Source organism: Spirosoma pomorum (assembly GCF_054776615.1).
In genome coordinates this window covers 31,404-47,925 of the sequence record NZ_BAAHBP010000029.1, presented here as the reverse complement: position 1 = coordinate 47,925, position 16,522 = coordinate 31,404, and the positions used below count along the sequence as shown (strand labels likewise).

The window sequence follows — 16,522 nt, the reverse complement described above, 5'->3', positions numbered from 1 at the left end:
TTTAGCCTTAATGATCACCATTATCCCAGCAACCGAAGAGCAGTTGTCCATTGTTCGGTCTATTGCTTACCAAACCTGGCCCAGTACGTTCGGCGACATTCTGTCGCCTGAACAGATCGACTATATGTTGAGCATGATGTATAGTCCGGATGCGTTACAGGCTCAGGTAAACGAGAAAAACCATGCTTTCCTGCTGGCTCGTGATACGGATAGCCAGGAGGTACTGGGATTCGTATCCTATGAGCTGAACTACAAAAGCGAACCGGTGACCAAGATTCATAAACTGTATCTATTACCGGCCAGCCAGGGTAAAGGCGTCGGACGTCAATTGCTTGACCACGTTGCCGAGCTGGCTCAGCAACGTGGCAACGACCGGTTGAGCCTGAACGTAAACCGGAATAACAAGGCCACTCAGTTCTACGAACGCATCGGCTTTTCCGTTGTCCAACAGGAAAACATTGACATTGGCAATGGCTACTTAATGGAAGATTACGTGATGGAAAAACCATTACTTTCCACTGACTCAAGCGCTGGGTTTAAAAACGATATTAAGGCCACCTCCTAGAGTAGAGAGACGTCTTTTACTTACTTGTTGGTAAACGAACCGATTCCTGACATTTTACCACATGGCAAATCTAATGTCCTTCGCAAAAAAGACAGGTCTTCTCTGCTTAACCTTACAATTACTGTATAGCACAGCTATCGCTCAGGTTGCCGTGCAAAATCTACGGTGCGAAAACCTGACTAATCCTGTTGGCCTGGACATTCAGCAACCCCGTTTCAGTTGGCAGCTCCGCGCCGACCGACGGAACGTTAGGCAAACCGCCTACGAAATTCGGGTAGGCAATGACGCAGCTACGTTATCGAAAGGCACTCTCTGGAACTCCGGTAAGATAAACTCAGACTCATCAGTCCACGTTGCCTACGCAGGCCAGCCGCTGCAATCGGGCAAACGTTGTTTCTGGCAGGTACGCGTCTGGGACAATACGGGGAAGACCTCAGCCTGGAGTACACCAGCCTACTGGCAGATGGCTCTGCTGACGACTGCTGACTGGAAAGCCAAATGGATTGAGCCAGGCTATACGGAAGACCCACTCCGGGCAAGCCCCATGCTCCGAAAGCAGTTTGCCACCAGCAAGAAAGTCCGTTCTGCTACTGCCTACATCACGGCGCACGGTATGTACGAAGCCCAGATCAACGGCCAGCGCGTAGGCGATGCCTACCTGACGCCGGGCTGGACCAGCTATAAAAAGCGGCTACAATACCAGGTTTACGACGTAACGAATCTGGTAAAACAGGGAGCCAATGCTGTGGGCGTTACGTTGGGTAGCGGCTGGTATAGAGGCTACATTGGTTTTTCCAACCAACGCAATTATTTCGGCAAAGACATTGCCCTTCTATTTCAGTTAGACATTACCTACACGGACGGCACTACAGAATCGGTTGTTTCCGACGACAGTTGGAAATCATCAATGGGGCCAATCCGCAGTTCTGAAATTTACAACGGCGAAATCTACGACGCCCGGCAGGAAAAGGCTGGCTGGGCATCGGCGCCCTATTCGGACAGCAACTGGTCGGGCGTGACGGTGAAAGACTACCCGATGAACGTGCTGGTCGCTACGTATAACGAGCCTGTCAGGAAACAAGAAACGTTTAAGCCCGTCCGAATTTTCAAGACGCCCAAAGGTGAACAGGTGATTGATTTCGGACAGAATCTGGTTGGCTGGGTTGTTCTGAAAGCCACGGGAAAGGCGGGTGACAGCATTACACTCTCCCACGCCGAGGTGCTCGACAAAAAAGGCAACTTTTATACAGAAAACTTACGCGCGGCTAAGGCGCAAAATACATATGTTCTGAAAGGGGGCACAACTGAAACGTTCGAGCCACATTTTACCTGGCAAGGCTTTCAGTTCGTCAAAGTAGACGGCTACCCCGGTGAGTTGAAACCCGAAAATATTTCAGCGGTGGCTCTCTACTCAGACATTCAACCCACAGGTCAGTTTACGTCGTCTAACCCACTCATCAATCAGTTGCAGCACAACATCCAGTGGGGGCAGCGGGGTAATTTTCTGGACGTGCCTACTGATTGTCCCCAACGGGACGAACGACTGGGCTGGACAGGTGATGCCCAGGCTTTTTCACGCACGGCTGCGTTTAATTTCAACGTAAACAACTTCTTTGCCAAGTGGCTCAAAGACGTAGCGGCTGATCAAACAGCAAACGGTGCTGTACCCTTTGTGGTACCTAATGTGCTGGGCGAAACCGCTAGTGCTGGCTGGGGCGATGTAGCAACTATTGCTCCCTGGAACATGTACCTGGCTTACGGCGATAAGCGGTTATTGGCCGAGCAGTATCCAAGTATGAAAAACTGGGTAGAGTACATGCACAAATCCAGCAAAGACGACCTGTGGAATGTGGGCTTTCACTTCGGCGACTGGCTATTCTACCGGCCCGACGACGATAACGATGGCCGGGCTGCCATTACTGACAAATACCTGATCGCCCAGTGTTTCTACGCTCATTCTACCCAACTGCTCATCAATGCCGCCAACGTACTCGGCAACAAGCAGGATGCGCAGACATACACGGCATTGCTGAAGCAGATCAAAGACGCGTTTATGAACGAGTACATGACGCCAACAGGTCGGCTAGTCTCCAGTTCACAAACGGCCTACGTTCTGGCGCTGAACTTCGATATGCTGCCCGAGAACCTACGGGCCGCAGCCGCCCAGCGGCTAGTCGATAATATCAAGAGCTATCGCAACCACCTGACAACCGGTTTTCTTGGAACGCCTTACTTATGCTTTGTGCTAGACCGGTTTGGTCATACCGATGTCGCGTTCTCCCTATTGATGCAGGAAAGTTATCCCTCCTGGCTGTACCCGGTCAAGATGGGGGCAACAACGATCTGGGAGCGCTGGGACGGAATCAAACCTGATTCGACCTTTCAGACACCATCTATGAATTCTTATAATCATTACGCATACGGAGCCATTGGCGACTGGATGTACCGGGTCGTGGCGGGTCTCGACACCGAAGATGACGGCGTAGGGTACAAGAAAATACGTATCAAGCCCCACGTGGGCGGCAAACTGACCCAGGCAGCCGCTACGCTGGATACCTATTATGGCAAAGCCAGTTCAGACTGGAAACTAGAGAACGGCAAGATGCTGTTATCTGTCGAAGTCCCCACAAATACGACTGCAACAATTTACGTACCGGCTACTTCACCAGATGCTATCCAGGAAAGTGGCAAACCGTTGACATCGGTCAACGACGTACAGGTTTCCGGTACCGAGAAAGGCTATGTCGCGGTAAAAGTAGGTTCGGGAAAATACCAGTTCATCACCACCCAACCGGCGACGGTGAACCAACCAACCAAGTAGTGATTGCCCAGATAGCAGTACGTCAGTCTGCTATCTGGGCGCCTATAACAATAGGCAGTCAGACAGAAATGGGCCAACGCCTTATTACGTTGATTGTCTCTTTATTCAACAAACTGAGCGTATTTTGAAACCGTTTGTTTTCACCCGTATTCAGTATACCTCCGGCGACTGGGACACCGACCAGCGGATGCCCTCCAACCTGCTCCACTCGCTGGTTGAGTACACCACGATTCCGGTTGATCAGAAGGAACATGTGGTACAGTTGAGTAGTCCGGATTTGTTTAAAAGCCCGTTCTGTTATTTGAGCGGCCATAAGCTGGTGGAGTTTTCGGCGCAGGAACGGGACCATTTCAAGCGATATGTACAAAACGGCGGGTTTGTGTTTGTGGATGATTGCAACCACGACATCGACGGCTTATTCGCCAAGTCGTTTGAGCAGGAAATGGAGCGGACCTTTGGCTCGAAAGCGTTGCAGAAGATTCCGAACACCCACCCCATTTATAATTGCTTCTTTACGTTCGCCGAAGGGCCGCCCACGACCTCGTTCGAGCTGAACGGCTGGGGAGATGATCTGGTCCACGACTATCTGAAAGCGATTACCGTCAACGGGCGAATCGGCGTGCTGTATAGCAACAAGGATTACGGCTGCGAGTGGGACTATGATTTCCGCAACAAACGGTTTCTGGCCGAAGACAACACTAAGTTCGGCGTCAACATCGTCACGTACGCGCTGACGGCATAAATAGGAAAGAAAGACAAAAAAGATGGAAGAGAAAAGACGTAAGACGCTGGACAAAAGATCGATTGCTTATCTCTCTTTTCTAAAGCCTCCTTTCTTACATCTTTCGACTTACGCCTTTGTTAAAAGTGCTTTATACAACCTGAAACATAACTTTGGAACAAGCTAACTTAACTCATTACAAAGCGCTGGTGGCCCGACTGCCCCAGCTACGACAGGAGATTGGCAAAGTCATCATCGGCCAGGAAGAAGCCATCAGCGAAGTCTTGATCGCTTTGTTGGCGGGTGGTCATTGCCTGCTCGAAGGGGTGCCCGGCCTGGCCAAGACTCTGATGGTGAAAACCATGTCGGACGCGCTGGCGATGCGCTTCAAGCGGATTCAGTTTACCCCCGATCTGATGCCCGGCGATATTGTTGGAACCGAGATCCTGGAAGACGACCACGAGACGGGGCACAAAGTGTTCAAATTCAACAAGGGGCCCATCTTTGCTAACGTCGTGCTGGCCGATGAGATCAACCGGACGCCCCCTAAAACGCAGGCCGCCATGCTGGAAGCCATGCAGGAGTACAAGGTGACCTACGGCGGTAATGATTACCCGCTCCCCCGCCCCTTCCTGATTATTGCGACCCAGAACCCCATCGAGCAGGCCGGTACGTACCCCCTGCCCGAAGCCCAGCTTGACCGGTTCTTACTTTACATCAAACTTGGTTACCCCGCTGAGCACGAAGAGCTGAACGTACTGAAGAGCACGACCGGCACCAAACGCGCCGAATTGCAAACGGTGCTGTCGGACGAGGATATCCTCGCCCTGCAAAACCTGACCCGGCAGGTCCATATCAGCGACGAACTGATCGAGTACATTAACCGCCTGGTACGCTCGACCCGTCCGCAAACCACTCAATCGGCCTTTGTCAAGCAGTGGAGCGAGTGGGGGGCCGGGCCGCGGGCGGGCCAGGCGCTGGTGTTGTGTGCCAAAGCGCGGGCTGTTCTGAACGAGCGCTATTCCGTCATTCCCGAGGATATTCAGACGTTGGCATTCCCAATTCTTCGGCACCGGATTGCCTTAAATTTCCGCGCCGACGCCGAAGGTATTACAACCGATCGGGTCATTGAGGAATTGCTAAAAAGCGTTAAGTAAGCCAATCTTCTTCAGAGAAAACGTTTCGAACAAGTTCGATCGGTCTGTTTTCTTCCGTCTATTACCTTTTCTCTAGATCAACATGGCTAAGCTCGCCACGGATCTCATCAAACTCAACAACCTGCAACTAGCGGGGAAACTGGTTAGCGACGAACTGCTGCTGGGTATTCAGGCCAGCAAGCGGTCAGGAGTAGGCACGGAGTTTGAACAGTTCCGCCACTACGAACCCGGCGACGATCCCAAGCGCATCGACTGGAAACTGTTTGCCAAAAGCGGCCAGTATCTCGTCCGCGAATCGGCCACGGAGAGTAACCAGCAGGTACGGTTTCTGATCGATCTGTCGGGGTCAATGAACTACGCCGAAGGAAACGTCAGTCGCCTGAACTATGCCAAACTACTCCTGGCGTCGCTGGCGTACCTCAGCAACCGGCAGGGCGATCAGCTCAGCCTATACGCCTTGCAGCAGAGTGCGGTTCAGACCCTGGTTCCCGCAGGGAAACAAGCCTTTCAGAAAATCATCGCGCTGCTCGATGCCGCTCAGGCGTCAGGCGAGTGGACCTCAACGCAGGCTTCGTTCCCGGAGTTCAGCCGCAAACAGACCGAACTGCTCGTGCTGGCGTCGGACTTTTTGCAGGTTAGCGACGAGTGGATCAACCTGATTCGCAGCGTCGCCGGTCCGCGCCGGGAGATCGTTATCTTCCAGATTCTGGGTGATCAGGAATTATCGTTTGACCTAAGTGGCTTCTACCGCTTTCAGGACCTGGAAACGGGCCGGGAAATGGAATTACAGGCTGAAACCGTGCGTGATCTCGTTCGGGAGCGGTCGTCGGCTTACCTGAGCCAACTGGAAGAAGCGTTACGTATTCCGCACGTTCGGCTGATCCGGGTGCGGATGAGTGAACCCGTCGCGTTGGTGTTGACCCGTTTTTTAACCGGAAAGAATTAACTGATGACGTTTGTCGAACCATACTTACTGTGGGGGGCGCTGGCCGTAGGAATTCCAGTTGTGATTCACTTCTGGCACCAAAAGCATGGCAAACCTCTACCCTGGGCGGCTACGCAGTGGCTCACGGAAAAAGACCAGCAACAAAGCCGGGGTTTACGTCTTGATAACATCCCGCTGCTGATCGTACGCTGCTTTTTGTTGCTAGTACTGGCCTTATTGGTCAGCCAGTTACTCCTCAACAAGTCCGACCAGACCGAAGCAATAAAAACGGTTCACCTGGTTCAACCCAGCGCCTTTGTCGCTGACAACTTTCGGTTTGAACTGGACGAAGCCACTAAAAAAGGCGAGGCTGTTTACCTGGCTACCAGTACCCTACCCCGATTCGCCGGTCAATCGGCCCAGCCGTTACCTGCTCCCTACTTCGATGCCCTCCAGTTACAAACGGCGATCAGCGAATTACCCGCCGAGACAACCAATTTGCACCTGTATCTACAGAACAGCGAGTCGCTGGCGGACGTACCGGCCATTACGGTTCCGCAACGGTTTCGATTACACAGCGTAATTGATTCCGCCAGCCAGCCCCGCCCCTATTTGACCGTGCGAAACGGCAAAAAACTCTATCTCAATCAGTCTGGTAAGTTAATGGCCAGCGTCGAGACACCCAACGTAAAGCTACAATCAACCCCAGCGCACGAAGGGCCATTACGCGTGCTGCTTCAATACGCCAACGCTCCCGAACGCCAGACCGTACGGGCGGCTCTCCAGGCGCTGATGGACGTGTACAGCCTTGATCTGACCATCGACGAAAAACCAGCCCGTCAATCCTACGATTGGGTATTAACGGATGAAGTACCGGCCCGGTTAACGCCTAAAACGCTGTATATCATCTCGGCGAATGAACAGGTTCCGCACCCCGCCAACGTTATCTACACGAACGAACACCTGACACCCCAAGCGTCTGACCGCGTCGTCAACGGCCAATTGCCAGAATGGCTGGGGCAACAGCTCGTTTACCATTATGGCCTGACCGCTCATCAGCACAATCCATTGAGTAAGCAGGCGTTAGCCAATTTGTTTGTTCCATCAACGAAACGCAGTGTCCATCAGCAGGCTAGTATGCAGCCCATATTACTGCTGTTATTCGTCTGCCTCCTGCTCGCCGAACGCTGGCTGGCGCTGACCAAAAACGCATGAACGAACTCAAACGAACCCTTTCACTGGTTACGTACCAGCTTTACGCCAATGCCCTGATCCGTTGCGTGCTGCTGGCCGTATCCGCCTACTTCCTGGTCGCTACGTTTACGGGCACAACCTTACCGGCTTTTGTGGCTGGGCTAGCCGGGCTAGGGCTGGGCACTTTATTGAGCAAACCGTTTCAGGACAAACGGCCCCAGGCAGTTCGGCTGATTCACCAGTCGGTGGGCGATGTCGAGTACAGTCTGCCCCTGCTGGAGAAAGAACAGCTCAATCTGGCTGAGCAACTGCAACTCGACCGGCTCAACGACCGGCTACAACGGGTGCCGGTACCGGGTGTTTTATTAAAAAACGCTGGTTGGTACGCTACGGGTCTGGTAGCTGTCCTGGCTCTGTATGTCGGTTATCCGCAGATGAAGCAACGAGCCACGCCTAGCCCCAACGACCTGCGCACGCAGTTTGCCACGGCAGCCGCCCTTAAGCCCGGGGCACCAACGTTCCAATCGGCGGCTTTGCGGGTACAGCCCCCAGCGTATACCCAACTTCCTGATCAGAACTCCCGCGACCTTAACGCGTCGGCGGTAGTGGGCTCAACGCTAACCTGGCGCGTGCAGCTCAGTAGCCAGCAGAACGTAAAAGTTCGGCTGGTGAATAGCAAGGGGCAAGAGCTGGCCTTCAAGCTGTCCGGAGGAACCTTTACGTACCAGGATCAGCTTTTGAACTCAGGGCTTTATGCCATAAAGGCATATTGGCAGGACAAGTCAGGCCAATCCAGTCCGGGCCACGACTCGCTGATTTACCAGTCCGACTTTTACCGGCTCGATGCCAAGCCAGACATGGCGCCCAAGATCGAGCCGGAGTCGAAAGAGCTATATAAATTTCATTTTCTGAAAGACCCCAAAACGATCACCATCGCGGCCAAGCTGTCGGATGACTTTGCCGTTTCGCAGGCGTTTATCGTGGCGACCGTAGCGCGAGGGTCGGGTGAGAATGTTAAGTTTCGGGAGGTCAAGATGCCCTTGGGTCCGAAGAATTTCAAAGAAACGCGCATCGCCAAAACCCTCGATCTGAAAGCCCTGAATTTTGCGCCGGGCGACGAGTTGTATTACTACTGGGCCGCTTTCGACAACCGCCGTCCCGAGCCTAACTTCACCAAGTCGGATACGTATTTCCTGGTTTACAAAGACACCACGCAGGTCGAGGAAAGCGAACTGGCAACGATGGCCGTCAACATTATGCCCGAGTATTTTCGGAGTCAGCGGCAGATCATCATTGACACCGAGAAGCTGATTGCCAGTAAGAAGAAACCAACCGATAAGTCCTTCCGCAGCACATCGAACGAGATTGGCTTCGATCAGAAAGCGCTACGGTTGCGGTATGGTCAGTTCCTGGGCGAAGAATTTGAAAAATCAATCGGCGGGGGCGACGCCTTACCGACCGATCAGGATGGCGATGTCGTGGTTGGCTACGCGATGATGCAACAATACATGCACAAGCACGATGAAGGCGAGGGTGATCACAGCGCTCCGGCGGTTGCGCCATCTCATGCCGGGCACGACCACGCCGGTCACAGTCACGGGGGCGGTGGTAGCAACGACGAAAAAGACCCCGTTGCCGCACTTATGGAACAGTATGTCCATTCGCACGACGATGCCGAAACCAATACATTTCATGAGCAATCCACCCGCTCGCTCCTGAAAATGGCGTTAGAGAACATGTGGCAGTCGGAGCTGCACCTGCGCATGTACGAACCCACGCTGGCGCTTCCTTACGAGCAGAAAGCGCTGGAATACCTGAAGCTATCGCAACAAAAAGCACGGTCTTACGTCAAGAAAACAGGATTCGACCCGCCACCGATTAAGGAAAAGGAACTACGACTGACGGGCGAACTAACCAACGTAACGCCGACCTTCAATCAGGACAAATCGTTCACAAAACAACAGCTTGAACCGTTGGTTGCCAATGTACTAGGCTATCTGGATCTGCCCGAGCTTTCATCTCGCCAGCGGCTGACGGTGCAGCAACTAGGCAACCAACTGGCAGAGCAAACGATCAACAGCGGCCTGCGCAACTGGTCGGTGCTGGCGAGTCTACAAAAACTGGCAGGCGGCAAAACGCTGACTGCGGCTGAGAAGCAACAACTCAAAACCAAACTCTACGCCCTGACGGGTACATCGGTGCAAACCGGCCCGGCTTCGTATTCTAGCGAGCGTACACTGGAGCGGGCTTTCTGGCGACACATTCGATCATGACAACAACCCTCAACTGGGCATCCCCGCTTACCTGGCTCACAGCGCTGGTTCTTCTGGTCATTCTGGGCGTGCAGGGCTGGTTCCTCGTTCGTACCCACTCCCTATCACCAGGCCGACGGTTGCTAAAGATCGTTCTGAATCTGATACTCTGGTTGGTCGTTCTCGCTTACTTTCTGCAGTTCCGGTGGCCGTTGACCAACCCCTCCCGGCACGTGTTGCTGGTGGGTAACGACGCCCCCCGGGGTTTTGTCCAGCGGGTTAGCGACAGCCTCCACGTAACCGAAACGGTAACGCCCCGGACGTTCAACGAAGCCGTCGACTCAGTTACGGTAGTAGGCCAGGACTTCCCACGGGAGACGCTGACCCAGTTGAGCAGCTCAGCGGTGCAATGGGTACCGTACAACCCACTTAATCGGGTGCAGGGCTTGCACTATAAGGGATTACTGCGGCAGGGCGAGCAGCAGACCGTGACGGGCTGGGTACAGTCATCGGACAAGCAGACGCTGGCGGTGCGGTACGGCAACGTAACCCTCGATAGTACGGCGGTTCCGGCCGGAGAGAGTCCATTTACGCTCCGGTTTCCGGCTTTCGTTCGAGGACGCAATCAGATGGAACTGGTACTGGGAGGGAAAGCAATCGACACAGTCCGGTTCTTTACGCGGGCAGCCCAGCCGCTAACCGTTCAGTTTATCCTGAGCAACCCGGATTTTGAAACCAAAACGCTGGCTGATTGGCTGGGAAAACAAGGTTATGCGGTTCAGCTATCGGCTACGCTCTCGAAAAACGTCAGCAGTGCGGTCAGCATTAATCAATCGAAAAATAGCGGAAAGAAAGTACCGAATATTGTTATCACGGACCCAAGCAATGCCGCCAATGCCGTGGTTAAGAAAGCGGTGGCCGACGGGCGGACGGTTTTCTTCCTCAACCTGGCGACGCCCGAAACAGATAGCCGACTTATCAACCAGGCGTTGGGCAGCCGGTTCCAGGTACGTCGCGTATCGACCGATCCAACGGTTCCGATTGGCGCGAATCTGACGGCTCTCCCCTATCAGTTTGGCTCATCGCTGACGCAGTTTCCCGTAGCGGGTTACCCTATCGCCATTCAACGTACCAACGGACGGGTGGGCATTAGCCTGTTAAGTGAAACGTATCCCCTCGCCCTCAGTGGCGACAGCCTGGCTTACAGCCGCATCTGGACAAGCGTACTGGCCCAGCTTTACCCAACCGACAACAATGTTATTCAGGTCCAGGCTCCGCTATACGTGGGTCTGCCGACTGAATTGCGCACAAACAACCTGACGACAAAGGCTGCGGCCATCCGGGCTGGGGGTGATACAACCCGTTTGCAGCCGGCTCCCCTGAACGAGCAATCAGCGAGCACGCGGGTAACGTTCGCGCAGACTGGCTGGCAACCCGTGCAGGATTCGCTGATGGTATACGTGAGTAACGGTGCCCAGGCCCGTCGCGCCGGTGTAAATCAGTTCGTACAGGCTCATGACCAGCAACAGCTTCTTCCCGCCCGCACCCAGCCCGAGCGCTACGCCCAGGTTCCGAACTGGGTCTGGCTAGTTGCGCTGATCGTTTGTTTCACGGCTTTGTGGGTGGAGCCGAAGCTTTGACGCGCTGCAAAAACCAATTGACTAAATTATAGGCGGCTGGTAACCCGTTCAGGTCTTAGCCAAGTGTGGTCTACTTCTAAATTACACCCGACTACTTGTAGCCTCGAACTTTCTGGTAAACTTTACGTTGGTTCGAGTGACGCAGGTACGTTTGACATGAAAGCATTGGTGGCATTTATACTGGCAACGCAGATACTGGTAAGCAGTTTGCTCCCTGGTTTCAGTGTGGACCAATCCACCAAGCTGGTCGATCTAGTGCAGCATTACCAGCAGCACCGGAAAACAGTCCCTAATCTGAGCTTCCTCGATTTTATAGGAATGCACTACGGGTCTAATTCCGAGCACCAGAAGCACCCTAACCATAGTCATCAAAAACTACCCGCGGTGAGTCATGCCGCTCCCGCATTTACTGCCCCTTCGGTTATTCTGCTGCCAGTAACCATTTTCGCTGAACTGTTGCTGGCGAAAACGGCTTGCTTCCGCTACACCAATTTTTACTCATTTGTCAGCGTTTCGTCGTTGATCAATCCACCCCGACGCTAAGGGGGCGTTTCTGCTGGCCGTACTATGTTCTAGCGGGACGGTTTTCCCCATTCTTCTTCCCTGTTTCCGGGCCCTTTGCCTGTAACTCGTTAGTCCAACCCGGATTACGTTATCGGTCTGTGCCCTCAGCCAAGCTGTTCAACAGTCACAGTGACAAGCATCAGCTTTAACGCACTCCTGCATCGGTCATATTCCGATGCAGAAATTCCCTACGCGTTTTCTTCTGGAATAACAACAAGCCTACTTACCGTTCGTCGTCGCGATGTTGAACGCAATTATTCATTTTTCAATCCATAATAAATTGATTGTCGGCCTGTTTACCTTGGCGCTGGTTGGGTGGGGTATCTGGTCGGTGTCGCAACTGCCGATCGATGCCGTACCTGATATCACCAATAATCAGGTGCAGGTTATCACCAGCAGCCCATCGCTGGCGGCCGAAGACATCGAACGTCTGGTGACGTTCCCGATCGAAGTGGGTCTGTCGAATATCCCCGGCCTGACCGAAATCCGCTCATTTTCCCGCTTCGGGCTGTCCATCGTCACCGTCGTATTTTCCGATGCGACAGATGTATACTGGGCCCGCCAGCAGATCAGCGAGCGATTACAGAACGTAATCGGCCAGATTCCGCCTGGAGTCGGTACGCCAGTGATGGCTCCCGTTACCACCGGCTTGGGCGAAATCTTTCAGTACACGGTCATCCCGAAGAAAGGCTTCGAAAACCGTTATTCGCTGGCCGACCTACGTACTATTCAGGACTGGACCATCCGCCGGGCTCTGCTGGGGACGCCCGGTGTAGCCGACGTCAGTGGGTTCGGTGGCTTGCTGAAACAGTATGAGATTGCCGTTGACCCCGACCGCTTACGGAGCCTTGGCATCACCATTACCGACCTGTATACGGCGCTTCAGCAAAACAATCAGAACACGGGTGGTGCTTACATCGATAAGAAGCCGAATGCCTTCTTCATCCGCTCCGACGGCCTGATCCGGTCGACCGCTGACATCGCTGACATCGTGATACGCCTGAATGACCAGGGGTTACCGGTGCGCGTTCGTGACGTAGCCCAGGTCCAGATCGGATCGGCGGTACGCTACGGTGCCGTAACTCGTAACGGCGAAGGCGAAACGGTAGGTGCCGTGGTCATGATGATCAAAGGCGAAAACTCGTCGGCGGTTATCAAGCGGGTAAAAGAAAAAATCACCCAGATTCAGCAGACGCTTCCCCCTGGGGTGCAAATCATACCGTTTCTGGATCGCACCAAAATGGTGAACAGCGCTATCGGTACAGTGGAGCGTAATCTGCTGGAAGGGGCCACCATTGTAATTGTGGTGCTGGTACTGCTGCTAGGGAATTTCCGGGCGGGCATTGTGGTGGCGTCCGTCATTCCGCTCGCCTTGCTGTTTGCCATTTCGATGATGAACCTTTTCGGCGTGTCGGGCAATCTGATGAGTCTGGGCGCTATCGACTTCGGGTTGATCGTCGACGGGGCGGTGATCATTGTTGAAGCCACATTGCATCACATTCATTCGCGCATGAACGAGCGGATGAAGACGCCCTCTGACGTCGAGTTCCTGACCCAGGATGAAATGGACGATGAAGTGTATCAATCGGCAGGGCGCATTCGGTCGTCGGCGGCTTTTGGCGAAATCATTATTCTGATTGTTTACCTGCCAATTCTGGCTTTATCGGGGATCGAAGGGAAGATGTTTCGACCGATGGCTTTGACAGTTGCCTTTGCTATTCTGGGGGCTTTCATTCTATCGCTCACCTACGTACCAATGGTATCGGCCTTGCTGCTCAGCAAGAAAATTGAGCACAAAGAATCGTTTTCCGACCGGATTCTCAAACGGATTCATCGCGTTTACGAACCGATTCTGCTACGCGCCCTTAACCACCGGGTGTTGATTCTGGGCAGTGCCGTTCTGCTGCTGGGCGCTGCGCTGTTTCTATTCTCCCGCATGGGGGGCGAATTTATTCCGCAGCTCGACGAAGGTGACTTCGCCGTCGATACGCGCACCCTGACGGGTAGCTCGCTGTCCGAAACCGTCGATGCTACGTTGAAAGCCCAGCGGATTCTGCTCAAGCAGTTCCCGGAGGTTGAACAGGTAGTGGGAAAAATCGGCTCCGGCGAAATTCCGACCGATCCCATGCCCATCGAAGCCTCCGACCTGATGGTTATTCTGAAACCCAAAGATGACTGGACGTCCGCCACCACCCGCGATGAACTGGCCGGAAAAATGGCCGAAGCGCTGTCGGTTATTCCGGGCGTTACGTTCGGGTTTCAGCAACCCGTGCAGATGCGCTTCAACGAGCTGATGACCGGCGCGCGGCAGGACGTAGCGTTGAAGATTTACGGCGAAGATCTGGGGCAGCTCACGAAACTGGCCGAGCAGGTGGGCGGACTGATCCGAACCATCGACGGGGCCAAAGACCTGTACATCGAGCAGGTTGGCGGCCTCTCGCAAATTCTGATCCGGCTCGACCGGGCGCAGATCGCCAAGTTTGGGCTGAACGTAACAGACGTGAACCGGGTGATCAATACCGCCTTTGCCGGGCAGTCGGCGGGGCTGGTCTTTGAAGGTGAGAAACGGTTCGATCTGGTCGTTCGGCTGGCCGCCGACAAACGGCAGAGCGTCGAGGATATTCAAAATGTGTACGTATCGGTTCCGGCTAGTGCCGCCGGTCCCGCCCAGCAAATCCCGCTTGGGCAGATCGCCCAGGTAACGGTCCAGGAAGCCCCCAACCAGATTCAGCGGGACGATACCCACCGACGGATCACGCTGGGTTTCAACGTGCGGGGAAGTCGCGATGTCGAAAGCATTGTCACGGAGTTGCAGCAGAAAGTGGGGCAGCGGATCAAATTTCCGCCCGGCTACTCCATCAAATACGGTGGCCAGTTTCAGAATCTGGTCGATGCCAAGCAACGGTTGAGCATTGCCGTACCGATTGCCCTCGCCCTGATTTTTGCTCTACTGTTTTTTACGTTCCATTCCGTTCGGCAGAGCCTGCTCATTTTCATGGCGATTCCAATGGCGGCCATTGGGGGCGTGTTTGCGCTGCTGATTCGGGGGATGCCGTTCAGTATTTCGGCGGGCGTTGGTTTCATCGCCCTGTTTGGGGTGGCCGTACTGAATGGTATTGTCCTGATCGCGGAATTTAACCGGCTTCGACACGAGGAAGGACTTACCGACATGACCGAAATTATCCGGCAGGGGGCCGAGGTGCGACTACGGCCGGTTATCATGACGGCCCTGGTCGCGTCGTTCGGTTTCATTCCAATGGCGCTGTCGAACTCAGCGGGCGCTGAAGTACAGAAACCACTGGCTACCGTCGTGATCGGTGGCTTACTGACGGCTACGTTGCTGACGCTCATTGTACTACCCATCCTGTATTCGTTGTTCGAGCGAAAAGCCGTGGACAAGGAAGCGCAGGCAGCCCAGGCGTCAAAGGTATCCACCCCGGCAAAAATTGCCAGCCTTGTCCTGTTGCTAGGACTTGCCACGACGGGCTGGGCACAAGGTCCGCAGCAAGTTACGTTGCAGCAGGCCATTCAGCAGGCTACGACGCGCAACGGCCAGTTACAAACGGCAAATCTGGGTGTCAGTCAGCAGCAGGCGTTACGCCGAACAGCTTATGATGCCGGGCGGCTGTCGGCTACACTTATGCTGGGACAATACAATAGCCGCCGATTCGATAACAACCTCACTCTGACACAAACCATCCCGAATCCGACTCTGATGCGTCGGTTAGCCCAGCTGAACGACCAGACAGTCAGCGCGCGCCAGGCGGAGGTAGCCGTTACGCAAAACGATATTCAGTACGGGGTCAAGTCCGCTTATTACGAACTGAACTATCTGTACCGGAAGCGGCAGCTTTTTCAGCAGCAGGACACCGTACTGACCGAGTTCGTCAAGGCGGCTACGCTGCGGGTCAAAACCGGGGAAACGGGTAGTCTGGAGAAGGCGACGGCGGAAAGCCAGCTGGCCGATCAGCGGGTCAAACTAGCGCAGAACGAAGCAAGTCTCATCGCGAGCCGAAGTCAGTTGCAATCGTTGCTGTATAACCCTCAGCCCATCGAGGTAACCACCGAACCGCTCCCAAAACTGACCATCGACGGGATTCAGGACAGTATAGCGCTGGCTCGGAATCCGCAACTCCGGCAACTACAGGAGCAGATTCGGGTGGCGGAACAAAGCCGGCTGGTGGAGCAAGCCCGGCAGAAACCCGATTTTCTGGTTGGACTGTTCAGCCAGACGCTCATTGGCAATCAGTTGATCGACGGGCAGGAACTGTATTTCGGTCCCGGCTACCGGTTTAGCGGGGGACAGGTCGGCGTTACGTTCCCCCTGATCGGCCAGCCGCAGAAAGCGCGGATCAATGCCGCTCGTATCGGGGAGCAACTCGCGCAGACGGAGCTAAGAAACCGGCAGTTTGCACTGAGTCAGCAACTGAAACAGGCCGTCGGGCAATACCAGCAGTACCAGCAGGCGCTGACCTATTACGAAACGAACGGGCTATCGCAAGCAGCTCTGATTCAGAACAATGCCCAACGCGCGTTTAGCGGTGGCGACATCGGCTACGTCGAATTCTCCCTGGCCCTGCAACAAGCCTTCACCATCCGGTCGAACTACCTTGATCTGCTCAACCAATACAACCAATCTGTACTCTACATCAACTACTTACTGGGCAATTCCTGATCTGACCC

Annotated in this window: 10 protein-coding genes; all 10 read left to right on the top strand. The window is 54.2% G+C overall.

The genetic code is table 11. The features are described 5' to 3' along the window. Positions 1-10 precede the first annotated feature (10 nt). The 10 genes from ACYVAD_RS17715 to ACYVAD_RS17670 all read left to right on the top strand — a co-directional run bounded on the left by ACYVAD_RS17715 (position 11) and on the right by ACYVAD_RS17670 (position 16,514). On the top strand, positions 11-565 hold the full coding sequence (locus ACYVAD_RS17715) for a GNAT family N-acetyltransferase (RefSeq protein WP_461140853.1): 555 nt from the start codon (positions 11-13) through the stop codon (positions 563-565). 61 nt (positions 566-626) lie between these two features. After that, on the top strand, positions 627-3,386 hold the full coding sequence (locus ACYVAD_RS17710; protein ID WP_461140852.1) for a family 78 glycoside hydrolase catalytic domain: 2,760 nt from the start codon (positions 627-629) through the stop codon (positions 3,384-3,386). Positions 3,387-3,510: 124 nt separating this feature from the next. Then, positions 3,511-4,128: a DUF4159 domain-containing protein gene (locus ACYVAD_RS17705; RefSeq protein WP_461140851.1), complete on the top strand. Its 618-nt coding sequence runs from the start codon at positions 3,511-3,513 to the stop codon at positions 4,126-4,128. 152 nt (positions 4,129-4,280) lie between these two features. Further along, the gene (locus tag ACYVAD_RS17700) at positions 4,281-5,264 is read left to right on the top strand and encodes an AAA family ATPase (RefSeq protein ID WP_461140850.1); all 984 of its coding nucleotides are present in this window, start codon (positions 4,281-4,283) and stop codon (positions 5,262-5,264) included. 82 nt (positions 5,265-5,346) lie between these two features. Then, the gene (locus tag ACYVAD_RS17695; protein ID WP_461140849.1) at positions 5,347-6,210 is read left to right on the top strand and encodes a DUF58 domain-containing protein; all 864 of its coding nucleotides are present in this window, start codon (positions 5,347-5,349) and stop codon (positions 6,208-6,210) included. Positions 6,211-6,213: 3 nt separating this feature from the next. After that, positions 6,214-7,404, top strand: a complete 1,191-nt coding sequence (locus ACYVAD_RS17690; RefSeq protein ID WP_461140848.1) for a BatA domain-containing protein — start codon at positions 6,214-6,216, stop codon at positions 7,402-7,404. Next, positions 7,401-9,656 (top strand): hypothetical protein, encoded by a 2,256-nt coding sequence (locus tag ACYVAD_RS17685; RefSeq protein ID WP_461140847.1) that lies wholly within the window; start codon positions 7,401-7,403, stop codon positions 9,654-9,656. Before ACYVAD_RS17690 ends, ACYVAD_RS17685 begins: the two co-directional genes overlap by 4 nt. Then, positions 9,653-11,275, top strand: coding sequence for a hypothetical protein (locus ACYVAD_RS17680; protein WP_461140846.1), 1,623 nt, complete (start codon positions 9,653-9,655; stop codon positions 11,273-11,275). The genes ACYVAD_RS17685 and ACYVAD_RS17680 overlap by 4 nt, the downstream gene beginning before the upstream one ends. A 156-nt stretch (positions 11,276-11,431) precedes the next feature. Further along, positions 11,432-11,818 carry a hypothetical protein gene (locus tag ACYVAD_RS17675; RefSeq protein WP_461140845.1) on the top strand — a complete coding sequence of 129 codons (387 nt, stop codon included), beginning with the start codon at positions 11,432-11,434 and terminating at the stop codon, positions 11,816-11,818. A 262-nt stretch (positions 11,819-12,080) separates the two neighbouring features. After that, complete coding sequence (locus ACYVAD_RS17670) at positions 12,081-16,514, top strand: CusA/CzcA family heavy metal efflux RND transporter (RefSeq protein WP_461140844.1); 4,434 nt, start codon at positions 12,081-12,083, stop codon at positions 16,512-16,514. Positions 16,515-16,522: the final 8 nt, after the last annotated feature.

Bases quoted from the DNA above. Each gene is read 5' to 3' on its own strand.
- ACYVAD_RS17695 (WP_461140849.1), top strand. From the start codon at position 5,347: ATGGCTAAGCTCGCCACGGATCTCATCAAACTCAACAACCTGCAACTA.
- ACYVAD_RS17685 (WP_461140847.1), top strand. From the start codon at position 7,401: ATGAACGAACTCAAACGAACCCTTTCACTGGTTACGTACCAGCTTTAC.
- ACYVAD_RS17690 (WP_461140848.1), top strand. From the start codon at position 6,214: ATGACGTTTGTCGAACCATACTTACTGTGGGGGGCGCTGGCCGTAGGA.
- ACYVAD_RS17710 (WP_461140852.1), top strand. From the start codon at position 627: ATGGCAAATCTAATGTCCTTCGCAAAAAAGACAGGTCTTCTCTGCTTA.
- ACYVAD_RS17680 (WP_461140846.1), top strand. From the start codon at position 9,653: ATGACAACAACCCTCAACTGGGCATCCCCGCTTACCTGGCTCACAGCG.
- ACYVAD_RS17670 (WP_461140844.1), top strand. From the start codon at position 12,081: ATGTTGAACGCAATTATTCATTTTTCAATCCATAATAAATTGATTGTC.
- ACYVAD_RS17715 (WP_461140853.1), top strand. From the start codon at position 11: ATGATCACCATTATCCCAGCAACCGAAGAGCAGTTGTCCATTGTTCGG.
- ACYVAD_RS17675 (WP_461140845.1), top strand. From the start codon at position 11,432: ATGAAAGCATTGGTGGCATTTATACTGGCAACGCAGATACTGGTAAGC.